We start from the raw sequence: 22487 nt of genomic DNA on the forward strand, positions 1-22487 counted from the left end.
ATTTGAACGCCTTGATTAACCCGTTCGGTTCTCAGAATTGTCGCAATGGCCGCTTCATGCTCCGTGCTCGAAAGAGACAGGAACGTTTGCGCTGTGGCCGCACCACGCGCCAGCCTTTCGTCAGGAGCATCACATGCGTTATGCAGCCCTCGTTGCAGCGTTGCTCATGCTGGTCCAGTCCGCCCATGCAGAGAAGACGCCCGATATCGATCCGCGCGCGTCGCTCGGCGTGGTCCAACAATGGATCTATAACTACCGCGCCAAGCCGGACTATGCACATGTGCCTGCCGCCGTGCGCGTGCTGTTTCATTCACAGACCTTCAAGGAGCCGGAAAACGCCGGCATCTATCTCGGCTTTGTCGCGGGCGCCATCGGATCCAATCCGGCCAAAGCCGAGCAACTCATCGCCGGTCTGTTTCCAGTGCCGCCGGAGGACGAATGGGTGATCGTCCGCGCCATCGCCTATTCGGGGCTGCCGGACTGGCGAAACATATTGCGCCGGGTCGCTCCGCGAATGCCGGCGCGGCGGGTGATGATCGACAGCTATCTTGCAGGCAAGCTGCCGACCCTGACCGATATTCCGCTGGAAGAGGTGAAGCCCGGCATGCTCGACAAACTGAAGGGGGCTTTCACGAAAAACCCGTTCGCCAAGGACGACAAGAAGCTGAACACGACGCTGACATTCGCGAGCAATCAGGATCTGCTGGACACGCTCTGGGGATATTACTTTGCGACCGGCTCGCATGTCCCGATCCAGCGCATCCTGCAGATGCTGCCCTGGAGCAAGAGCCGCGACACCGTCGACAAGCTGACGGTCGGGAGCATGGCGCGCTATACGCTGGCGAGCTACGCGATCCGCGATGCCGGCTTGCGCGAATATCTCCGCAGTGAACTTGCCACGCAGCCGGCCGCGGTCAAGGTGCCGCTCGGCGAGGTGGTCGAGGCCGCCGACACCGTGCAGATCGCGGCATTGCGCAAGGACGCGCTTGCGGCCGTGGACGAACTCAAGACCAAGGGCTCGGACAGCCGGCGCAACCTCGACCTCTGGGGGCAGGTCGGCGTCGGCGCGGTCGCGCTCGGTTGCGTCTCGGCGGCGGCACTGGGGCAGGTAGCGATTGGCATTCCCTGCGTGATCGGAGGTTCGGCCTCGCAGGGGCTATTGTCGTTCTGGGAGAAGCAGCAGTAATATTAGCTCGACCATTGGCCCGGAATTTCTGGACACGGTTGATGCTTCGCCGCGCACTGTCAGCGGGTGCAGCCGTTTCGACGATCGCGATTGATACGCTCAAAGGAAGCCGCAGGCATTGCCGGTAATTCGGAATCGACTATGCGAGCCTGGGTTGTGATGAGCACGGGCATTGGTGGCGGAGCCTGGTTATCAGTCCAGTCGCGCTAGTCATGGTTCTGGGGCGATGACAAGCTTTGCGGGCTTGTTATCCAGGCGATCGGACGAGCAAAATGGTCGCGAACTAGTTCGTCCCGGCTGGCCTCACAGACATGGTTGATGCCTGATCCGCTATTGGCGTAACCAGGTCATAACTTTAGTCATTTTATCTAGTAGGCCGTGAACCCATCATAAATATGCCCGGTGGACAGCTTGCCAAAATCCGCTATGCACCGATAGCGAGCAAATTCTGCAGCGCAGCTAATTGACGCGATGTGCGAACCCCGGAAGTCGCGAGCCTGCCAAGAATATCGCGCCAAGCCCTTGCCGGGCGCAGCTCGTGGTACGTTGAAGAACTCGCCCTCGAAGGAGGTGGCGATGAGCCAGCCGTTCAGCATTTATCATTTTGGCGGTTGCGGTGACCAAGGGCCGCATCATGCGCCTGCGCAGCGCCCTTGACGACAAAGGATGCACCAGGCAGCGTCTGTAACGTTGAAGTCGTGCGCCCAAGCCGCACTTCCGCGCGGGGTGAAAGTGCCATCCCGCTTCGCGAATGATGTATCACCGCGCAAGCGGAGTTCGGAGCGCGAGGCCGTGACATTCTTTGAACCGTACGCGAGCGCAAACGTGGCGGCGCCAAACCACCGTCAGTTAGGCATGTGCAGGCAGATCGTTTGCGGGCTTCTTTGACTCATCTTTATTCAACAAAAAAAGGCCAACTTTTCAGCTGGCCTTTTTTCATCCATCCCCGCCGACGAGAATTAATATTTTGCGACGATAGGACCGCCGAAGCGGTAATTCACGCGGATCGTTGCCATGTCCACGTCCTGATGAATACGCTCGACCGGCAATACGGGCGGCGGCGCGAGCGGGCCACTGAAGGCGAGATCGCGGGAGCCCATGAACAGATGATCGTATTCGAAGCCGACGGACCAATTCGGTGCGAAGCCAAACTCCAGACCTGCCCCGACGGTGCCACCCCAACGGGTTTCGGAGGCGGAGGAAATCAGGACATCTCCTGCGGTAAAGGAGGTACGGTAATGATCGCCAACAACCGCAGCTCCTCCCTTCACGTAGAACAGCACGTTGTTCCAGGCATAGCCGACCTGACCGGTGAAGAGGCCGATGCCATTAATCTTCACATGTTCGGTGACCCCTGCAAGCAGCGTGCTTGGCGAACTTCCTTTCAGATCTGCCCAGTCGCCCTGTGCTTCAAGACCGAATACCCAGGATGCCGACTGCCAGCGGTAGCCGATCTGCCCACCGGCGAGCCCGCCCGTCGCATCGCCGCAGTTATCCCGGACCGCGGCAGTCGGAAAACCGACAAAACCCACGCTGTCAAAGCACTTGCGGCTTGATCCGTACCCGCCGTTGGCGCCGACATAGAAGCCACTCCAATCATAGATTGCAGCGACCATCGGGGGAGCCTTGGTATAGGGACGAGCGGCAAGATCTGCGGCCGACGCGGGGGCCGAAATTCCCAATGCGATAAGGCCCACTGTGCCCAACAAAAACTTCTTCATAACCCCCCCAATCTCATTTCGCTTCAAAGGTCAAAAAGTTCGAGTCTCCATCTGTAACGCGATTCACTTCGGAAAACCGTTGCCCGATTGCCACACCGATTGCAATTGTGGCTTAATCTTAGCGGGATGACGGCCTTGATGGCACATACTTCCTTCTCCCGGATCGTTAGCCTGCCGATGCCGCGCCAAAGACAATGTTCGGTTGGCACATCGGCCGGGCGGTGTTTTAGCGCTTTGTGTCCAAGTCCGAGAATGGGTCAAACGCCACCGGTCATTTTCCGCCTGGCCAGTGTCGAAGTCCGCTTTCGCCCGAGAACCCACCTGATTCCGATACGTAATCTGGTGGCTCATGCTTGTCGGCTCTGTAACCAAGCCGAGGAATGTGGCCATGCAGGATCAAGTGAATACCGCCCAGCGGGTGCTAGAATAAGGGAAAGCTGACGGCGGCAAAGCCACCGCGAAGGCCGCACGGTTGGGCGTTTCGTTACGCTGCCGCCGGCTCTAACAGGCAGCTTTTCTTGCGCTCTTCAGTAAGCGCAGCGATTGTTGCCCTTAGATTGTCGCGGCGCGCAACCATCGTTCGAGCGATCATTGGAAAGGCAAAATGCGACGGATCTCTAATTGAGACGCTTCGCGTCTCGGCATCGATGCTTTGATCGAGTAACTTAACTGCATTGCTAAGATCACGCAGCAGCTTTTCCATTTGTTGCTGCCTCAGACGCGCCGCATCAAGGCCAGCTAATAGCTTGGACTTATCCTTTGCCAGGCGGCGGGCCGGGGTGAAACCTGACCGCACTTCCGTCTCAGAACGGGGCGCTTGGGTCATCTATTTGCTCCAAGATGGCACATTGCCGGCAAAATGCCTGGCACGTGGCGATAACTCGCAAGAAGCTTGCCAATACGAAAACGTGCCTCCGATCGGAAGGTGGAGGGCGAACTCACATCGGAATATGACCGGGCGGCGCGCATTGCACCGGAGCACTTGGAAGCTGCGACCGGGCCGCCGTCATCGACGCGACAGCGTTGGTCGCTTCGAGGCGCTTCACCGGGTTGCGGAGACCGAGCTGACGTTGAGGCGCGGACCAAATCAGCGGCGGATGACGGCAGGAGTGGACAAGCTGACGAAGGCTGTGACCGAACTGGAAGCTCCCGTGAAAACGAGAGTTCGCGCTTCGGCGACCTTCGCAACCGCTTACAGCGGACTAGAACCAAGATAAACGCTTCGGTCTAGCCGCCCGACGATGAAACCTAACCAGAAGAGTTGAAGACGGTTTTCTTCGCTCGTTGTGCCATCATCGAAACAAGTGTCCTTGGTACCAGAGCTTCGCGCCATCAATGTCTCTGGCCGAGCGCCAAGCACTCCACCTCCTGGCTCCGCCTCGCGCCAGGTAACAAGATCTTGGGCGGTAAGGCGCTGTCTCCTCACGCAAACATCCAATGGGCCTGAAGCGGGCAAGTCGTTGCCTGCGACCTTTGCGGTCAGAATCCGTATGAAGCAGATTCGAACTGGATGAGCAGCTTGGTCACTTATTCTGCTGCTCGGATTGCTTTTTGCGGGCAAGGGCCGCATCTGCGAGCAGGTTCTCCTGTCTGTCAAGGTGACGACTATGCGCTCGCCCTGCGAGGACGATCAGACTAACCGCGATCAGAATCAGGCACAGCCAAATCATGTTCTGGGTATTCAAAGCGCCAGCCAACGTGAACGCAATAAGCTTCGACAAGACCCGTGCCCTCGGACGCGTGAGATTTTACAGATGCTGCGCGAGGTACGCTCGTCGTGTTAGGAAATTAGTCAAAATGGCCCCGCTTTGCCTCGACCGATGTGTTCCTAGATTGTTCTTTAATTTTCGGTACAACGTCAAGAGAAGATTTAGCGAGCACCTTTGCAGAAAATCGTCTGCTCTGCGGGAGCGTGATGCTGCGTTAATCCTGCCCGACCGGGCAGTCAGTCATGTTAGAACCGAATTACGAAGCTCTAGAATACCCCGTGCGTCGCAGATCCACGAAAATGTTTAGCTGCGATTCGTTGACCCGTACTGCGAGCCTGCAAAACATATCGCAAACGCAGTAGTAAATTGCGCTAGGCTGCGGTTGCAGGGTTGTCTGGGTTTACGTTTGAAGGTGCCTTGAAATTCTGACCGGCTTGCTGATTGCGGGACATTTCTAAATTGGTTGCCTTAATCGCGAAGTCTCACGGCTAATTCGCGACCTAAGTTCCGAGATATCGATAAACACGTCCGCCTGTCGGCGAAGCTCATCTGCAATCATCGGCGGTTGAGTTAAGTTTGTGGAGACCACCGTAAATCTAACCCCGCGACGGTGAAGCCATTGTAAGCGAGCCAATCGAGCAGGGGCCTGAGCGTCGAGGACTCACCTTCGTTGAACATCGCCGTGTAATAGTAGGCCCGTACGACCTGGCCACGACTTTGGAACTCGCGAAGAAGACGCTTAAAATCAAGATCGAAACCGAGCGTCCGAGCAGTTGAATACAAGTTGGCGCCGTCAATAAAAAGCGCAATTCGGGGCGGCCTCGTCATGCAATTGCTCACAGATGCCGGTGCACTGAATGTCACGGGCTACGGGAAATACCATCCATCAATGATCAACATTAGATAATTGGCGGGCAAGGATCTTTCAGAAGTTAGCCGTCATCCCAAAAAAAGCAATCTCGGGCAAGTGGTTGGCTTGGTCTCCCTCCGGTGTGGGCCGCCTTGTTGGGTTAGGTTGATTGCGCTGTAACAGTCCTTATGGACGTCCATAAGCACAGTACTCAGACTGAACGGTTAGAGGTCGTCGAGACGGGCCGGCGGCGGCGTTGGTCCGACGATGAGAAGCTTCAGATCGTGTTGGAGAGCTTGGAGACGCCGCGTGCGATCTCGTCGACAGCGAGGCGTCATGGCATTTCGCGCTCATTGCTGATGACGTGGCGGCGCGCCTTCCGCGCCGAGCCCATGAGGCCCGCCATACGGCAGAGCGGCTTTGTGAGGGCGGTGGTTGCTACTGCCGAGACAATCGCTGCGGAACCCGGCGCACGAGCGAGCGGCCGCATGGTGATCGAGATCGGTAAAGACCGTCGCGCCATCGTCGACGCCGGTGTCGATGCGGCCGCGCGCTGGCGCGGGTGCTTGCCATTCTGGGGCGGCGATGATCCCGGTCGGGGCAGGTGTACGGATCTGGATTGCCAGCGGCCACACTGACATGAGGAAAGGGATGAATGGCCTGGCGTTGCTGGTGCAGGAGGGCCTTGGCCGCGTTCCGTTCGCAGGCGACGTCCTCGTGTTCCGCGGTCGCGCTGGTTCGTTGATTAAAGCCCTGTGGCATGACGGGATCGGACTGTCGCTTTAAGCGGCTCGACCGTGGACGGTTTGTCTGGCCGGCGACGGTGGATAGTGTGGTGGCGCTGAGTGCGGCACAGATGAGTTATCTGCTGGAGGCGATCGACTGGAGAAAGCCGACGATGCCGGCTGACTGCAAAGTCAAAGACCCCTTCTAACGCATTATGCTAATTTGGCCAACTTTATAGCGGTCACCGCTCATTCGGACCCGCAAAATTGAAATAGCGGCTTAACGCTAGGCAGGCGCGCCGACGTTGAGGGGCGAGGTGAACACATTTTGCGTTGTTGGAAAGCTGTGGTTCGACCACAAGTGCAGATCAGCGATGGAAAGTGTCTGTACACAAAGGTCGAAAATCATCCGCCTTCAATCGACTGAAAGTCCTCTCGTTAGTCCGCTCCCTTGTCTCCGCTAGCGGGTAAACTCACTCTCGTCTGACGATCAGGTGGGGAGACTTGCCCGCCGGGAAAATCCATAGGAGGTGAAGTGCCTTGTTTCGGAGGCGCCTGCATCGCGAAATGCTCCAGTGCAGCCTGCCGGAGGTGATCCGGATTTCGTTCGCCGTCGGCCGCCCGGTCAAGAATTTTTTGAGCGATCTCTTTCATCCTGGATTGTGCGACGGGCGAGGGGAGGCACACTATCGCCTGGTCGAGGGCTTTGGCCATTGCGGAAATCGATTCCTCTCCAAATGATGGTCCTCCGAATTTGGCACCGTCGAGTTCTTCAATGAGAAGACGACTTCTCGATTTGCCGACGGAGTCAGTCAATGCTGCATGGCCGTCGTCGGCAGACAGAACAGGGTGAGTGGAAGCGAAAGGCACCGGTGGCGCTCGTCGTTCGAAAGCCGACATTACTTTTTCAGGCAAGAAAAGCTGCAGCGAGTATGAAATGATGTGTCGCAACTTCATGAGGCCACCCTCGAGGCGCCGGGAGCGAGCGCAAGGCAAGCAAGATCGAGCGAATATCCGTTCAGTATATCGAGATCCCAATTGCTCACAATCACCGTCAGCCTTAATTTCTGCGGTGGCAACCGAACAGGTTTATTTGGAGCTGATGTTCGAGTTGCTTCGCGATAGCCCTTGAAGCCTCGCCCCACAGAACGCTGCAGCTTCAATTCCCTCGTGGTGCTAATGGCTCGTGGTTGCGGGAGCTTGGGAATAGTTTGCGACTGCGAGCCAGCTCTGGTTTTGCGCTATGCGATCGGCCGGGACCAAGCGCGTAAGGCACGGTCCGATATCGAATATTGCGACCCCCGTAAGTACGTGGGCGGCGCCGACGCGCTGGTGATCGTCGCCGATTGGGTGCAGCTTTCCGCGCTCGACCTCGACCGGATCAAGCGTGCGATGGTGCGGCCTTTCGTGGTCGACCATCGCAATATCTATTGTTCTGAAGATTGGCAGAGGCTGGGTTTGCCTAGTGAGTGTTGGGCGCAAACGGTTCCTTAAGGCCAACAGAGCGGTTATGCTTGGACCGCTTCACGCAATTTGCTGGCTCAGTATATCATTTCGTCAAAGTGGGTTCGGCGATTCAGAAAGGGATGCGCGATGGCAAGTTTTCAAGTTCGCTCCAACCAGCGCGACAAACAGGCTGACTCGGAGCGAATTGGCTCGGTGATAAAAGTGGTCGATGATGCAATCGCTGCCGCCCAGCGCGAGAAAGATTCGCTGGGGCGGCGCGTTCGGAATGCACGCGATCTGGCTGCTATCGCCATGGGCAACGATAGTGACGAGTACCTGACGCGGGAAAACAAGGATACGACCAGAATTAAAGAATATGAACAGCAGTTTATTGCCGGGCAGGCACGCCTTGACCAATTGGAAAAGCAAATCGAGGGTCTGAGTGCGGTGCAAAACCTGCTACGTGCCAAATTTCCTGTCTTGATCGAATAAAATAACTTGCGCGCCGGTTCCCTTGCCTCGGTATTGATGAGATCCCGCCAGCGAATGCCGCTGGGCCGTGGGGCTGCTGCTTGAAGGCGTGTCTTCAAATTGCATGGGTAAATTGCAATGGGGATGTGACACGTCAAATAGAGCCGCGCAGTTTCAACTTGGATGATTGGTTTGTTCCAGCTACTCGGAGACCAATTGAATTAACCGAATAATAATTCGTTATTGGCGTCTAGAAGTGGAATTCGTGAAGACTACACGCGCTTAGATTGCGCAACATTAAGTCTAGCCCAAAGCTGGGCGACCATATCCCGACCGGTGAGGCCGAGCATAAAGCCAGCCTGCAGAGGGACCGCCGCTATTAAAATGGCTGCCGCCGCAGTGCCAAGCCCTTGTCCGGGAGATAGAAAGGCATAGGCGAGGGCGCCAGCCAGGGTAACCGGCAGCAGCACGACGACATTTGAAGTTAGTCCAAGCAGGACGCCAGCAAGGCATGCCAGAATGATGAGCATTTCTCGTGGTCCATCCTACAATTACACCCACCTCAATTAAATGGGTGTTACACAACGCGGAGCGCATTGTGTTGCAACGCACGCGCTTTAAGCTTATCCTGCTCCCGTTAACGAAAAGTTACTTTGGCGATTGGTTGTGTGCCAATTTTATGGTTATTGCGCCTCAATGATTATTGCGTGCTGGAATTGAAGCATTACTGGTGAAATATACTCCATGTCGTTTGGCTCAGATATTCACGATAAACCGGGACCATTATCGTCGCCAATCGAGCGTCGGCACACCACGTTTCCGTGCGAGTCAATTCCTTACGTTCTTTCGACGGCGGACGCTGCGGTCATCCTGCTATCCAGCCTGATCGGAGGGACGCTGTATCAGTGGTCGATTGGAAACCCGACGCCCAACCTGCTGCCACATTGCGCAGTCGGATTACTTGCTAGCTTCATTCATATCCTGAGGATAAGCGGCGGCGGCTATTACGACTTTCAATACGCGTCAAAGCCGCGGGTTGAGGCGGTAGATATCCTGGTTTCCTGGGTGACGACCGGTCTGCTGCTGGCGTTTTTTGCATTTTTGCTCAAGATCGGGGTTGCCTACTCACGCGGCGCTTTTGTGATTTTCTTCTTTTTGGCGCCGGTGGGACTGCTCGGTGTTCGGAAAGTCTCGAAGCTTGTCCTGGCGCGGGCCATCGCCCTTGGCATGATCGGTCGACGGGACATGGTACTGATCGGAGATCAGCTTGAATTATCCGTGCTTGAGCCGAGGGATTTGCTGGCCTTTTTTGGAGCTGGTGACGTCAACCGCTTTATGCTCAGCAAGGATGAAGATCCGCTCGAACGCGAGGCGAACGACATTCGTGTCGTCAATTCGGTCGCCAATTTTGTCCGGGAACGAAATGCGCGCGAGATATTGCTAGCGGTGCCGTGGACCGACTCGGCGCGGATCGATTTCATCCGCGAGCATATCAAGGTGCTCCCTGTATCCGTTCGGCTGCTTCCTGACATGCGGGTACGGTCGCTGACGGACTATTCCTCGTCGGCACGCCAGAACATCATGTCCGTCGAAATTCTGGGCGCGCCGCTTAGCCTGCTCGAACAGGGCGTCAAGCGCCTGGTCGACATCGTTCTGGCGTCGATCGCCTTGGTGTTCTTCTTGCCGGTCATGTTGCTGACGGCGATTGCGATCAAGCTTGATGGGTCTGGTCCGGTGATCTTCCGCCAATTCAGAAAAGGATTTAATGGACAGCAATTCGTGATGCTTAAATTTCGGACCATGACGGTTCAGGAAAACGGGCCTTCCGTAACGCAGGCGACGCGAAATGATCCGCGTGTCACGGGGATCGGAAAATTATTGCGGGCTTCCAGCATCGATGAACTGCCGCAGCTGATAAATGTTCTAAGCGGTGAGATGTCGCTGATCGGGCCGCGTCCGCATGCCTTGGCCCATGACAGCCAGTTCGAAAAGATGCTGAGCGACTACGCGTTCCGCCACCACGTTAAGCCGGGCATCACGGGGTGGGCACAGTGTAACGGCGCACGAGGCGCAACACCCAAAATCGAACAGATCCAGGAGCGGGTCAAACTCGATCTTTGGTACATCAATAACTGGAGCCTCTGGTTGGACTTCCAGATCGTGGTCAAGACGTTCTTTGAGGTCTTGCGCAAGCGCAACGCCTTCTAGGCCGGTTTTGCGTCGCGATTGAGGGGCTGCAAAAGCCCCCTCCGCGCAGACCTGGAAGTAGCCCTGTTCTTCATCTCAATCGCTGGCTCGCTGTGCATCGCGGCATGCATTGCCGAAATATTGGCTGTCCCTTCACAGCAATATCGGGAAACTAAAAAACCGCATATATATCAGTGACTTAGTGCAATTCACTCTTAATTGTGGAAAAATTGTGCTATTTAATTTCTGTTCCAGGTTCAGGATTATCGCTGGTAACTCTTGACAGTCCATTTGTATACTTGTGCACGAATCAACACGGTCGCTGACTAGGGGACGAGTAAGCGAGAATGAACAAGAAATTAGATCTAGACGCCATGTCGGTCGACGAGATGTGGAAGCTGCACGAGCAGATCGGGCAGATGCTTTCGGTCCGCTTGACCTCCGAAAAGCGCGAGCTCGAAAAGCGGCTTGCCCACCTTCGGCGTGAGCACGAAATGAATCCCGCCTCAAGCGAAGCGTTAAGTGCGCCGCGTGAACGGCGGAAATATCCGCGTGTCTATCCGAAGTATCAAAATCCTGAAGAGCCTTCCGAGACGTGGTCGGGGCGTGGCAAGCAGCCGCGCTGGCTGACCGCGGCTCTCAAGACCGGCCACAAGATCGAAGAGTTCATCATAAGCAAGGCCGAAATTGATGCTCACGGCCGCCGCAGACGGGCATGAGCGATGAAAGATCGCTAAGGCTGTTCAGCGTGTCGATGTCAGGAGATTGCTTATGAAGTCTCTATTGCTCACGGTGGTGTTTGCTAGCTTGACCGGGGCAGCCCTGGCCACCCCGATTTCGAGCAGGGGTAATTTGCGAGTGGCGGATGCGGCCGCCGACGCCTGTTTTGCCAGTTGCGCCAGCCATGCCGAATCCTGCAAGCGCACCTGTCCGGCGACGTTGAGCACACCCTGTATCAGCGCCTGTGATAGTCAGGCGCAGACCTGCAGGCTGGGTTGCCAAAGATAGGAATTCGTCATCCTGATCCTGATCTGTACGTGACGATTGTGCTGACAGGAAATTCGACGACTGCTTTTTGAATTCCTCTGTATTGCACGATGAAAACCTCGCCACGACAGCGATATCTGATTGCTGTCAATACACAGGCTGACGAGGTCATTGCCTGCGCACTCTACTGCCAGAACCGACGGGATCAATCGCGGGGCCATGCGAAACAGATCGCGCACTATTGAAGAGTTCATGGGGCGAGGACGGCCGTGGAAAAAATACTGATCGCGGCACTGCTGGCGTGCCAGCCCGGGCATCGGTTGATCGACTGGGCTGATCGAATCCCGCGCGGAACCCTGCTTGCCGATGTCCTTGTGACCGTCGAACCCTTCTATACCCGGCTGTCGATCTACCAGCCCGGTCATTTCGAAACCGTTCAGCGCTGTTGCAATGGGCGGCAAGCGTCGGTGATGCACGTTCCGATCGAGAATGGCCGGTTTTGTATCGCGCAAAGTCAGCCGCAGATGAAGTGGACGTTGCGTCTGAATTTCAAGCCAGGGTTGGAATTATGAGGCTTGCACGATCGAACTAAAGCAACTTGAGCAGTCATCTTCATGTGTCGGTTGGGCTGCGGGCCAAGGTTGCGCGATCAATGGCACCATGAAGAAGCTCAGACCGCGTCAGCAGATTAAATCGAATCCACAGCAACCCGATCGGGCAATTTGGCGCAACCAATGATGCGGTTCGTGAGCCTCGCCGTCAGATTCCGATTCTCTTGCAACGATCGCGGCGAAGAAGCGAGACGAGGCCGACAGGCTGAGTGTCGTCACGCATCCTTGTGGCTGTCGAGGGCGTTCGGCCCCATGGATATGTCCGGGCTCCGGTTTACCAGTTTCCCAGGCGGTTTCCCGTCCTCCGGTAGGCCACGCGTTTACGTCCAATTAACCATCACGCGTTTACGTCCAATTAACCATGATGATTTACCGATTATTTACGCGCGCAAATTCCGCCGTGCGGTGCCGTTGGAGCCATCATTCGTGCCGGTTGCCTGTAGCCTTGCGACGAGGTTTGCCGCCTGTTCGCTGGCGGTCATTGCCGTTGCCGGCTGCAGCACTCCCGGCGCGATTGGTCCAACCGCCAACGTTCAGCCCAAGCTTGCCGGCCAGCCAGCCTCCCTCGATACATTTGCCTACGATCCGACGCCCACTGCGGCAGTTGCACTACCGTCACCTTCGTCCCAGGCCGTCGCGACCACTGATCCGGGCGATGGCCTGATGATCGGGGTAAGTTCCAAGCGACCGCGGAGCGGCAGCACGGATGCAAATGTGGTGCTTAACCTGTCAAGCGTGCCGCTGCAGCAGGCGGCCAAGACGGTTCTGGGTGACATGATCGGCGTCAACTACGTCGTCGATCCCCGGGTGGATGGCGTGGTGTCGGTTCAAACAACCCAGCCGGTAAGCAAGGCCGATGCGCTTGAACTGTTCCAGGCGGCGCTGACGCCGATCGGGGCAGTTTTGGTACAAAGCCGAGGCATCTATCGAATAGCGCCAGCCGACCAGGCCGCGACGGGGGCGGTTTCCACGGGCCAGGCGCCCAACGCGGGCGCTGCCGGTGGCAATGGGATCCGCATCGTGTCCCTGAAATATGTTTCCGCGACCGAGGTTGCTCGCGTTCTTGAGCCGATGGTTCCCAAGGGGGCCATCGTACAGGCTGACGATTCGCGCAACATTCTGGCGCTCAAGGGATCGCCGGCCGAAATCGACAGCATGCTCGATTCGATCTCCATCTTCGATGTCGACGTGATGCGCGGAATGTCGTTTGCGGTGGTGCCGGTGAAGACGTCGCAGCCGGAAAAGATGGTTGACGAGCTGAAGGCCGTCTTTGCTTCCGACAAGGAAGGACCATTAAAGGGAAGGGTCAGATTCATTGCAAACACAAGGCTCGGCGCCATCCTCGTCGTGACGTCGCATCCGGGCTACCTGCCTCGCGCCCAGAGCTGGATCAGGCGGCTCGACGCCAAGGCAAACGGCTCTGAACGCCAGCTGCATGTTTACCAGGTGCAGAATCGTCCAGTTGCGGAATTGGCCGGCGTTCTCCAATCGATGTTTTCCAATGAGATGAAGATCGTGCGTCCGACGCGAAGTGTTTCGCCACGCTCCAGGCAGGTCGGTCTGGCCGGGACCTCATCGAAAGCGGCGGGTCCTGGCGGGGTCACGGCAGATCAGGATCCGGCTTTGCAAGGAGGCGGGGCACGCGGTGGCGGTGCAGGCGGTGACCTGCAGGGTCTTGCCCGCGCCCTGAACAGTACCGATCCGGACGCTGCCGCGGGCGATCCGATGGACGCAACGTCCTCATCAAGCGGTCCGGTGGGCGAGCCGCCACTCAAAATCGTCGCCGACGAGACCAAGAACTCTCTTCTGATCATGGCCAACGATCGGGACTATCAGCGGGTGCTGCGGGTGATCCAGGGACTGGATGTGGTCGCAAGCCAGGTTCTGATCGAAGCGGTGATTGCCGAAGTCACGCTGAACGACAAGCTGCAGTATGGCGTGCAATGGCAACTGTCGAAGGGCGGCACGCCGACCGCGTCATTCAGCAATGCAGTCACAGGTGGTGTGGCGGCGGCCTTTCCCGGCTTCAACTACGCCGTCAACGCCGCCAATATTGCCGCGACCTTGAGCGCGCTCAATTCACTGACGCATGTGAACATCATCTCGACGCCTTCGCTGATGGTACTGGACAACAAGACGGCGAGGCTGCAGATCGGCGACCAGGTGCCAATCACGACGCAAACCGCGACCAGCACCGTTACTGCCAGTACGGCGATCGTCAACTCGATCACCATGCAAGATACCGGCGTCATTCTGTCAGTGACCCCCCGAATCAACGAGAGCGGCCGCGTACAGCTCGAGATCGAACAGGAAGTGAGCGCGGTGGTGAAAACTACTTCCTCCGGCATTGACTCCCCGACCATTCAGCAACGGCGCGTCAAGACAACCGTCGTCGTCAACGATGGCGAGGTGCTGGCGCTCGGCGGCATGATCCAGGAGCAAGCCAGCAAGACCAGTAACCAACTGCCGCTGCTCGGCGACATTCCAGGTTTGGGCGCGGCATTTTCCAATCGCAACAACGATGTTCAGAAGACCGAGCTGGTTATCCTGATCACGCCACGTGTCGTTCGCGACGGCACCGAGAGCCGGCTCGTGACCGAGGAATATCGCCGCAAGATGAACGTCTATATGCCGCACGCATCGACCCGCGCGCGGACGCCGATGAATACTGCAGCCCGGATAACCGCACAGTGAACAAGCGCGACAGCATGGCTCTCGCAAGGTTTGGTTTGGTTTGCAGCGTTGCGTTCGCGCTGAGCGGCTGCGTGACAACTGTCTATGCTCCCGATCCGCCGCCATACATGTTGTTGCCGGTTGACGAATCGATGTCGTGCGCCGGAATTGCCTCTTCCTTCCGCTTCTCAGCCAGACGCGCAGCGCGTCTCGAATACTGGCTTTCGGTAGGACCGTTGGCGGGATACGGCAACGAACGATTTCCGCTGGATGCTCCAAAACAGCTCGTTGATGAGCGCAGACGGCTGGACGCGCTGTCCGACTTGCAACGCATGAAAGGCTGTACCGTGATGGAGCCAGGTCCAGCGGTCGTCGAGGAGCGGTCAAGACTTGAAGGCTCAATCATTCGGACGCCTCCACCACCCGTCGTTCTCAATTCCCGCGGCTGAGATGCCAGTCCGCGAACGTCAGGCCCCTTCACTTGCGGCGGCATCCACCGTGCGAAAACAGGGCCGGCGAGGAGCCTGGATTTCGTCGCGTGACGACAATTGCGGCTGGGCTGCTTGATCAACATCGCCGTGTCGCCATTCCCGTATCACGTATGGTCGGCCGGCATCGGCCAAGGATACCAGCGCTTCGCGGATGAAACGAGCACCGTCGGGCGCTGTCACATCAGCGCGGATTGTGATGCTTCCGGCCGCCGGCACTCCGCGCGCGGCTGATGTCGTCTTTTGGTCGAGGTTGAGTAACCGTCGCAACGCAGGCGAGGCGGCTTCCATGTCGGGTTCGGGGCGGCCTGAGCGAACGGTAACGAACCGCGAGGCGGCACGAAAAATGCGCGGCGTGATCCCGTCAATCTGATCGAGCTGCATAATGGTCGTAAAGGTCGCTCCAGGCGGCGCATTTTCCGGTCCCGAGTTGACGTCTTTCTTCGGCTTACGCGGCTCGATGATTTTCCCGGCAATCCGGGCTCCCGCCGACGGATCGCGTGTCAACGCGGTAAAAAAGCGGGTTAGTACGGCGATCGAGGCGGTATTTAAATCGATCTTCCCGGTCTCTTCCTCGACCGTAACGAAAATATGTTCGCCGCCGGGCAACTGGCACCTCAGTGGAAATCTGACGTCTGGTCCGGCAACCCGGTTCAAGACCATCGAAAGGCCGAGGTTAACGGCGCTCTCGGCAGCCGTTTCGGCGGTCGCCGCGGAAGCGTAGTTGGCGGCGACCCGGGTGCGGTATCGCGCCCCGACCATCACCGCCATTCCGAGCAGGGTTATCAGGGCCAGGCTCCAGATCACGGCGACCAACGCAAAGCCGCGACGGTTACCGGCGAAATATGGCAACAGGCGCCGCACGCCGACACGGGCTCGGCAGGAACAGGATGGTGGAACGGTCAGGCGGTCTGTCACGTAGCCAAGCCTTGTGGTGACGGCGCGCTCCGCTGAATTCCGCCCCTGGGGCGGTGTTTATGCGGAAATGGCAAATAAAGCGTCAAACAGCTTGTGTTAACAAAAATCCCCTAGCATTCGCCTGGACCAGCATCGAAATCGCCCGGGCGCGCCTATGTCTTTCGAAATCCAGCAATTTCTCCGTCCGGCTGCCTTAGCCGCGCCAGCGATTCCCGGGCCCAAGGACGCCGGGTTCGCACGGGCCTTTGCTGATGTCCTGACTGCCGAGGACCTCGTCGATGCGGCGGCGGTCGCCCGGGCCCGCCGCGCCGCCGAGGCGGCATCCGAACGTCTCGACTTTGTGTTGGTGAAGCTTGGGCTGATCTCGGAGAGCGACCTGTGCATCGCCTATGCCACCTATTGCAAGCTTCCCGTGGTCGGCGGTTCCGATATTCCGGGTCAGGCCGTGCTGGCGGATCGGTTGAGGCTTCCTTTTCTGAAAGCCAACAGGCTGCTGCCGATTTCATTCGACGGCCGTTGCTTGCTGATTGCAACCGCCGATCCTTTTGTCGACGAGGCGGCGAAGGCGATCAGCTATATGCTGGAGGTCCAAGTCGAGCTTGCCGTGATTGCCCCGGCCGAGATCGAACGGGCGTTGCGCAAGCTCTATCAAGACCCTGGTACTGAATCGCATGCCGATGTCGGCGAGGATACAGCTTCCCCGATTGACGCAGGCAGCGAATACGATATCGAACGGCTGCGCGACATCGCCAACGAAGCGCCCGTCATCCGGCTCGTCAATCAGATCATATCTCGTGCCGTGGAGCGGGGCGCATCCGATGTGCACATTGAGCCGGGCCGCGATGCGGTCGCGATCCGGTATCGCATTGATGGTTTTCTCCAGCAGGATCGGATTGTGCCTGCGTCCCTGCGCGCGGCGCTGACGACGCGCGTCAAGATCATGGCCAAGCTCGATATTGCCGAGCGGCGGCTGCCGCACGATGGGCGGATCAAGACCGCGGTTCGAGGGGTCGAAATCGACATTCGCGTTTCGACGCTGCCGACTGTCTTTGGTGAGAGCATTGTGATGCGAATTCTCGACCGTACCCGCGTCGAGCTTGATTTCACCAAGCTTGGCCTTGATGCCGAGACGCAGGAAAAATTGCATCGGCTGATGGCGCTTCCGAATGGAATTGTCCTGGTGACGGGGCCGACCGGCAGCGGCAAGACGACAACGCTTTACACCGCTTTGAAAAATCTCAATCGGCCCGAACTGAAGTTGTTCACGGTGGAAGACCCGATTGAGTACCAGCTCTCGGGGATCAACCAGATCCAGGTGCAGCCGCAGATCGGTCTGGATTTTCCGAAAGCGCTTCGCTCGATTTTGCGCCAAGACCCAGACATTGTGATGATCGGTGAAATTCGAGATCTCGAGACGGCGCGGATTGCGATCCAGGCTGCGCTGACCGGGCATCTGGTGTTCTCCACGCTGCATACCAACGGCGCGATTGCGGCGATTACCCGTTTGATCGATATCGGGCTCGAACGGTATCTTCTCGCCTCGACGGTCTCGGGGGTGATGGCGCAGCGCCTGGTCCGAAAGCTGTGTCCAGCCTGTTCGCGGCCTCACACCGAAAGCGAACGCCTGCATGGCAGCCTCAAGCTTGCGGCGTCGAGTGCGGCGGTCGATCTGTCGAACAGCCGGGAGCAGGTTGGCTGTGAAGCCTGCAACGGTACCGGCTATCGCGGGCGAACCACGATATGCGAGCTTCTGATCGTGGATGACGGTATCCGAGAGGCGATCGGCAGACGCAGCCAGGATCAGCGCCTGATCGAGCAACTGGCGCGAACGAGCGGATTTCGCACGCTCTATGAAGATGGCCTGTTCAAGGTGGGCGCAGGTGAGACGACCTTGGAAGAGGTCCTGCGCGTTACACGTGCATCCTAAAAGGGTATCGGGTCGTGGCAACGTTCCAGTACAAGGCTTATACGGCACAAGGGGTCATTACGGCGGGCACGATCGTGGCCGATGGTGCCGATGCGGCGATCGATGCCCTGTATGGATCGGGTCTCACGCCGTTCGAAACCTATGGGATATCCGATGCGCAGGCCGATCGCCGAGATCATGGCCAGGCCGCGTCGCGTCAATCAGAAGTTTCGATCTGGCAACGCGAGTTTTTCGAATCCCATCGTTTCAGCCTGAAGGAACTGACGGCCTTCACCGTCGAGCTGGCGACGCTGACCACTTCCGGTTTGCCGCTGGATACCGCGTTCCGGATCATTGCCGGACCGGGGGCTGCGCCGAAGACGGCCCGGCTGGCCAATGAGCTTCTCAAGGATGTTCTCGCCGGCGCACAGCTGTCGGAGGCGATGGGGCGACGTGGTGAAATCTTTCCGCCGGACTATCGCGCGATCTTAAGCGCCGGCGAGGCCGGCGGGGTTACCGGTCAGGTTCTCAAGCAGATCGCGGACCTTCTCGTCCGCCGGCTTGAAATACGCGGCAAGATTACCTCTGCGCTCCTCTATCCGATCATTCTGGTTCTGATGTCGCTGGTCTCGGTGACCGTTATCGTATTTGTGCTCATTCCCAGCATCTCGCCGATCTTCATCGACGCAGGGCTTCCACTTCCCGGTATCTTGAGCGTTTTTGCCGATATCCAGGACAACTGGGTCAGCGTCAGTCTGGGGACTGGGGTAGCCGCGGTTGCATGCGCGTTAATCTGGCGCAAGGTCAGACAGAATGACGGGCTGATGCTCGCGGTCGACCGGCTGAAGAGCGCTCTGCCGATCATCGGCAAACTCATTCTGGCGCGAGAAGCCGGCGGCTTCACCCGGGCTCTTGGAACGTTGCTTGGTGCGAGAGTTCCGTTGATGTCTGCCATGCAAACGGCGCGTGCGCTTGTGATCAACCGGCATCTCAATGCGCTTTATCAGCATGCGATCGGCCGCGTTCCTGAAGGTACCGCTCTGCATCGGGCCTTTGACGGAACGGGGCTGCTGCCTGCGGCGTCACTTCGGCTGATCGCCGTCGGCGAGGAATCCGGCCAACTTGCCAGCATGCTGATGCAGGTAGCAACCGTGATCGAAGCCGACCTGCAGCGCCATATCGAACGGATGGTCAGCTTGCTGACGCCTATGCTGACACTCGTCGTCGGAGGCAGCATCGGCGGATTGATCATGCATGTGATGAGCGCGGTTCTTTCCATCAACAATCTTGCATTCCAATGAGGCGCGGCAACAACCCATCGGCCGGTTTTACCCTGGTCGAGCTGCTCGTGGTCATGGGGATCATGGCGGTAGTGCTGGTTGTCGTGCTCAATGCGCGGCCAAAGGCGGCAGCGACCAGGGTTGCGGTCACCGCACGGGCGGTCGGCGCGACGTTGCAACTGGCCCGTGCGCAGGCAATGCAGAGCAATACCGAAACGCTATTTCGCATCGATACTGACAGACTTCGATTTGGCCTCCCGCGCTCGATGCATTCGCTGCCCAGGGGAATGACGGTCGCGATGACCGTTGCCGAGACGGAACGCGTCGGCGACGCTGGCGGAATTCGCTTCTTTCCCGACGGTCAGTCTTCGGGTGGTGAGATCTCGCTCACGCTCGAAGGGCGATCAGAGCGCATCGCGGTGAACTGGCTGACCGGTAAAGCGCAGTTGAACCGATGAACTCTGTCTCGCTAACGCCTATCCATGGAATCGCCGCCAGACGAGGCAGCGAGCGGGGATTTGCGCTGCTCGAGATTCTGGTCGCTTTCCTGATCCTGGCGCTGGGTCTTGGGGCAATACTGGTGGGAGTTTCGGTGGCTATGCGTTCCGATGTTCGGACGCAGACCAGCCGCAGCATGCTTCGTGTGGCCCAGTCGCGCCTGGAAGCCGCAGGCGTGACCGAAGTGCTGGCCTCTGGGCATCGGGAAGGCCGTGTTGGTAGTACTTACAGTTGGCAGCAAAAAGTTACTGCGATTCGACCGAGTGCGGGATTGCCCAAGCCCGATGGCGCTAAAGCTGCGCCAGCCTCGGCCAATGGCGTGACGGCCTTCTGGGTCGAGGTTGCGGTTCGCGGCAGCGACGGCACGGTCGCGAAACTCGCCGGTCTTAAACTGGCGCCGGCGGCCAAGCCGTGATCGTGATGAGGCAAAACAGGCGATGGAAGCTTGCGGCGCGCCGGCGCCGCGCCGAGCGGGGTCTGACGCTGATCGAGCTGTTGCTGGCGCTCGCCATCCTGGCAGTGCTGACGGGCTTTCTTGCAGGCGGACTATCGATTGGACGGCGAGCTTTCGGCGCCGATCGGTCCAGCGAGATGCGCGGCGAAACCGATGCGGCGATCGAAGCTATCGCTTCCCTGATTGCGTCGGCCTTGCCGGTATCTGCAACCCCAAAATCCGGGATTGAATTCGACGGGCGTCAAATGTCCCTCACGTTCGTCGGATTGAGCGAAGGCCGCGCGCTCCGGGGCGGGCCGCATTTGATCGTCTTGCGCCGAACTGGCGGGGACTTTGTCGTCGATGTGGTCCGCTCGGCTCCGGACGCGGCCGGCGCTGCAGCGGTCCCACCTCCGACGCGGGTCGTTGCGCTTAGCGGGGTGCGCGATATTCGCTTCAGCTATTTCGGCAGGATGAACCCTTCGGGGGCGCCGGGCTGGCAGGCACAATGGTTCCGTGCCGAACGCTTGCCGGAGCTGGTGTCCATCCAGATTGATTTCGACGATCCGCTGCGTAACGAACCCGCTCGGATCATCGCACTGCGCCAAGGCTAGCGGATCGGGCTCACCAACAGGCTGAGCGTTACCCTTCGTAAAGAATTAGTAAATAGGCTCCCGTGAACTGATCGAATTGACCCAGAGACCTTCGCGACTATGGCCAATGTATCAGCAGCAGGTTCCGTCGCATCGCAGCTCATGGTTGCGCGATGGCAGAGTTTTGCCCGGTGGTGGCTGGCGGGACTGCAGGAAATCGTTCCGCAAGCGTGGCGGACCTGGGCTGATAGCGAAGCGCCGCCTCAAGTGCGGGTCCGGCGCGTCGGGGAGACCATCATTTGCCGGTTGACGTCAGCCGCAGGCGCGCTCGACGCCCGGCTGCCGGCCGCCGGCTTCGATTCGGGCGCGCTCGCGATCTGGCTCGAACAACAGGGCTTGACGCGGGAGGGGGTGATCGTTGGTCCGGTGATTGCCCGCGATCAGTTTTTTGTGCGCGAGCTCAGCGTGCCAACGGCAGCACTTGGCGTGCTGCCAAAAATTCTCGACCAAGAGGTGTTGCGGCGGACACCTTTCCAACTTTCGGAGATCTGGCACGCGGCAGCCGCCGTGGCTGGCGGCAGCAACGACGTTGTGACGATGTGCCACTGGATCATTCGGAAAGATCGCGCTGAAGTGGTGCTGGCAGAGCTTGGCCTCATGGCCGGCGAGGTCGATTTTCTGGCAGTGGGCGATAGCGGTGGCGACGTCGTCCCGGTCATCAGCTTTCGCGGCTCTGGCGAAGAAGATCCGCCGTGGTCGGGCCGCGCCGTGCGGCTTCTGGCGGGGGCGACGCTCCTTGCGTGCGTCTGCGGCGCCGCTGTTTTCGAATGGCGACAGGCCAGCGTTGCCGCAGCGATCGAGAGCGAGCTCGCCGAAGCACGCCGGGGCGCGCAAAGCGGCCGCGATGGCATAGACCCTGTGGGGCGGCTACTTGCAATGAGGGCCGATGTCAGCGTGCTCGAAGTCTGGGCCGAGCTGTCACGTATTCTTCCCGATCACACTTTCCTGACGGAATCCCGCATCGCCGACAGCAAGGTGACAATGACGGGATTTTCGTCCGACGCCGCGCGGCTGGTCCGGATCATCGACCAGTCGCCGTTGTTTTCCGGCGCGGCGCTAACGGCGGCGATTACGCCCGACGCAACCGAACACAAAGATCGTTTTAGCATCAGTTTCAGGGTGAGGGGCGGTCGGCCAAGTGCGAGCAGCAGGAGTGGCTCTCAATGATTGCGGCGATACCGAAAAGGATTCCGCGGGGGACGTCGTTCCTGGCCTTCAACATCTTGGTCATGCTGTTCATCGTGATGTTCCTGCTGACGCCGGTGCTTGGCCACTTTGCGAGCCGCAGTGAGGAGATATCGGAAAGTGCGGCACAGCTGGCGCATTTTCGCAAACTGGCGCGGAGCGCCAGCATACCAGCCAACAGGTCATCCTCAGCCGCGGATCCGTTTCTGCCAGGCACCGAGGAGCGTGTCGTCAGCGCCGATCTGCAGGCCGGCCTGAAGGGGATCGCCGCCAATGCCGGCGTGACCCTGCTTGGCATCCGCGGCCAGCAGGGCAGCCGCTATCAGCAGTTGCGAATGGTCGCGGCCAGTTTGGAGTTGGAGGGGTCGCTGGCGGCGGTACGCGACATGATCGCCGCCATTGACCACCAGACGCCGTTCTTGTTCGTCACCTCGGCCTCGTTTCGCAGCATCAGCGAGGGCGAAGACGGCCCAATCCGCGTGGAGCTGAAAGTGCAGGGCGCGATGCGCGATGGTCGACCATCGGGCGCCACAGAGATCGGCACCCAATGACCGGGCGCC

22 protein-coding genes and 3 pseudogenes are annotated in these 22487 nt (G+C 58.7%); 17 read left to right on the plus strand and 8 right to left on the minus strand.

Going from position 1 to position 22487, the window contains the following annotated elements:
* The first annotated feature begins 133 nt into the window (after positions 1–133).
* Complete coding sequence (locus BLR13_RS28595) at positions 134–1186, plus strand: hypothetical protein (RefSeq protein ID WP_074816966.1); 1053 nt, start codon at positions 134–136, stop codon at positions 1184–1186.
* A gap of 632 nt (positions 1187–1818) precedes the next feature.
* Here BLR13_RS28595 and BLR13_RS42685 read toward each other — a convergent pair.
* The 5 genes and pseudogenes from BLR13_RS42685 to BLR13_RS28620 form a co-directional block, all read right to left on the minus strand.
* Positions 1819–2004 (minus strand): annotated as a pseudogene (locus BLR13_RS42685) (hypothetical protein); the annotation flags it as partial.
* 141 nt (positions 2005–2145) lie between these two features.
* Positions 2146–2907, minus strand: coding sequence for an outer membrane protein (locus tag BLR13_RS28605; RefSeq protein ID WP_074816959.1), 762 nt, complete (start codon positions 2905–2907; stop codon positions 2146–2148).
* Between the two features lie 484 nt (positions 2908–3391).
* The gene (locus tag BLR13_RS28610; protein WP_083387561.1) at positions 3392–3733 is read right to left on the minus strand and encodes a hypothetical protein; all 342 of its coding nucleotides are present in this window, start codon (positions 3731–3733) and stop codon (positions 3392–3394) included.
* Between the two features lie 697 nt (positions 3734–4430).
* Positions 4431–4628, minus strand: a complete 198-nt coding sequence (locus BLR13_RS28615) for a hypothetical protein (RefSeq protein ID WP_074816956.1) — start codon at positions 4626–4628, stop codon at positions 4431–4433.
* A gap of 442 nt (positions 4629–5070) precedes the next feature.
* A pseudogene (locus tag BLR13_RS28620) lies at positions 5071–5444 on the minus strand (NYN domain-containing protein).
* 210 nt (positions 5445–5654) lie between these two features.
* On the opposite strand from BLR13_RS28620, the gene tnpA reads away from it, so the two are divergent.
* Both tnpA and tnpB read left to right on the plus strand, forming a co-directional pair.
* Positions 5655–6104: an IS66-like element accessory protein TnpA gene (tnpA, locus tag BLR13_RS42690; protein WP_091976799.1), complete on the plus strand. Its 450-nt coding sequence runs from the start codon at positions 5655–5657 to the stop codon at positions 6102–6104.
* 13 nt (positions 6105–6117) lie between these two features.
* A pseudogene (gene tnpB / locus BLR13_RS28630) lies at positions 6118–6400 on the plus strand (IS66 family insertion sequence element accessory protein TnpB).
* Positions 6401–6629: 229 nt separating this feature from the next.
* On the opposite strand, the gene BLR13_RS40525 reads toward tnpB, so the two are convergent.
* Positions 6630–7148, minus strand: coding sequence for a hypothetical protein (locus BLR13_RS40525; RefSeq protein WP_143039633.1), 519 nt, complete (start codon positions 7146–7148; stop codon positions 6630–6632).
* A 279-nt stretch (positions 7149–7427) separates the two neighbouring features.
* Here BLR13_RS40525 and BLR13_RS28640 point away from each other — a divergent pair, with 279 nt between their 5' ends.
* Both BLR13_RS28640 and BLR13_RS28645 read left to right on the plus strand, forming a co-directional pair.
* On the plus strand, positions 7428–7685 hold the full coding sequence (locus BLR13_RS28640; RefSeq protein WP_074816948.1) for a UDP binding domain-containing protein: 258 nt from the start codon (positions 7428–7430) through the stop codon (positions 7683–7685).
* Positions 7686–7784: 99 nt separating this feature from the next.
* Positions 7785–8129, plus strand: a complete 345-nt coding sequence (locus BLR13_RS28645) for a hypothetical protein (protein WP_074816945.1) — start codon at positions 7785–7787, stop codon at positions 8127–8129.
* Positions 8130–8380: 251 nt separating this feature from the next.
* Here BLR13_RS28645 and BLR13_RS28650 read toward each other — a convergent pair whose 3' ends face one another.
* Positions 8381–8638 (minus strand): hypothetical protein, encoded by a 258-nt coding sequence (locus tag BLR13_RS28650; RefSeq protein WP_074816942.1) that lies wholly within the window; start codon positions 8636–8638, stop codon positions 8381–8383.
* Positions 8639–8852: 214 nt separating this feature from the next.
* On the opposite strand from BLR13_RS28650, the gene BLR13_RS28655 reads away from it, so the two are divergent.
* The 5 genes from BLR13_RS28655 (at position 8853) to BLR13_RS40530 (ending at position 15015) form a co-directional block, all read left to right on the plus strand.
* Positions 8853–10316 (plus strand): undecaprenyl-phosphate glucose phosphotransferase, encoded by a 1464-nt coding sequence (locus BLR13_RS28655; protein WP_083387560.1) that lies wholly within the window; start codon positions 8853–8855, stop codon positions 10314–10316.
* A 326-nt stretch (positions 10317–10642) separates the two neighbouring features.
* Positions 10643–11014, plus strand: coding sequence for an H-NS family nucleoid-associated regulatory protein (locus tag BLR13_RS28660; protein ID WP_074816939.1), 372 nt, complete (start codon positions 10643–10645; stop codon positions 11012–11014).
* Between the two features lie 537 nt (positions 11015–11551).
* Positions 11552–11854: a hypothetical protein gene (locus tag BLR13_RS28670; RefSeq protein WP_074816937.1), complete on the plus strand. Its 303-nt coding sequence runs from the start codon at positions 11552–11554 to the stop codon at positions 11852–11854.
* Between the two features lie 291 nt (positions 11855–12145).
* Entirely contained in the window at positions 12146–14587 is a 2442-nt protein-coding gene (gspD, locus tag BLR13_RS28675) for a type II secretion system secretin GspD (RefSeq protein ID WP_157793732.1), read from the plus strand.
* On the plus strand, positions 14584–15015 hold the full coding sequence (locus tag BLR13_RS40530) for a hypothetical protein (protein WP_143039632.1): 432 nt from the start codon (positions 14584–14586) through the stop codon (positions 15013–15015). The genes gspD and BLR13_RS40530 overlap by 4 nt, the downstream gene beginning before the upstream one ends.
* An 18-nt stretch (positions 15016–15033) precedes the next feature.
* Here BLR13_RS40530 and BLR13_RS28680 read toward each other — a convergent pair whose 3' ends face one another.
* Positions 15034–15870: a type II secretion system protein GspK gene (locus BLR13_RS28680; protein ID WP_143039631.1), complete on the minus strand. Its 837-nt coding sequence runs from the start codon at positions 15868–15870 to the stop codon at positions 15034–15036.
* Positions 15871–16126: 256 nt separating this feature from the next.
* On the opposite strand from BLR13_RS28680, the gene BLR13_RS28685 reads away from it, so the two are divergent.
* The 7 genes from BLR13_RS28685 (at position 16127) to gspM (ending at position 22478) form a co-directional block, all read left to right on the plus strand.
* A complete protein-coding gene (locus BLR13_RS28685; protein WP_074816925.1) occupies positions 16127–17899 on the plus strand; it encodes a GspE/PulE family protein in 1773 nt (590 codons plus the stop codon).
* A gap of 14 nt (positions 17900–17913) precedes the next feature.
* The gene (locus tag BLR13_RS28690; RefSeq protein ID WP_074816922.1) at positions 17914–19179 is read left to right on the plus strand and encodes a type II secretion system F family protein; all 1266 of its coding nucleotides are present in this window, start codon (positions 17914–17916) and stop codon (positions 19177–19179) included.
* Positions 19176–19616 carry a GspH/FimT family pseudopilin gene (locus BLR13_RS28695; RefSeq protein ID WP_074816919.1) on the plus strand — a complete coding sequence of 147 codons (441 nt, stop codon included), beginning with the start codon at positions 19176–19178 and terminating at the stop codon, positions 19614–19616. The genes BLR13_RS28690 and BLR13_RS28695 overlap by 4 nt, the downstream gene beginning before the upstream one ends.
* Positions 19613–20071 carry a type IV pilus modification PilV family protein gene (locus BLR13_RS28700; protein WP_074816916.1) on the plus strand — a complete coding sequence of 153 codons (459 nt, stop codon included), beginning with the start codon at positions 19613–19615 and terminating at the stop codon, positions 20069–20071. Before BLR13_RS28695 ends, BLR13_RS28700 begins: the two co-directional genes overlap by 4 nt.
* A gap of 5 nt (positions 20072–20076) precedes the next feature.
* Positions 20077–20703 (plus strand): prepilin-type N-terminal cleavage/methylation domain-containing protein, encoded by a 627-nt coding sequence (locus BLR13_RS28705; RefSeq protein WP_244525288.1) that lies wholly within the window; start codon positions 20077–20079, stop codon positions 20701–20703.
* Positions 20704–20802: 99 nt separating this feature from the next.
* On the plus strand, positions 20803–21909 hold the full coding sequence (locus BLR13_RS28710) for a PilN domain-containing protein (protein WP_074816909.1): 1107 nt from the start codon (positions 20803–20805) through the stop codon (positions 21907–21909).
* Positions 21906–22478, plus strand: a complete 573-nt coding sequence (gene gspM, locus BLR13_RS28715) for a type II secretion system protein GspM (protein ID WP_074816906.1) — start codon at positions 21906–21908, stop codon at positions 22476–22478. The genes BLR13_RS28710 and gspM overlap by 4 nt, the downstream gene beginning before the upstream one ends.
* The last annotated feature ends 9 nt before the right edge of the window (positions 22479–22487 follow it).

It is taken from the genome of Bradyrhizobium ottawaense, assembly GCF_900099825.1.
Taxonomy (GTDB): Bacteria; Pseudomonadota; Alphaproteobacteria; order Rhizobiales; family Xanthobacteraceae; genus Bradyrhizobium; species Bradyrhizobium ottawaense_A.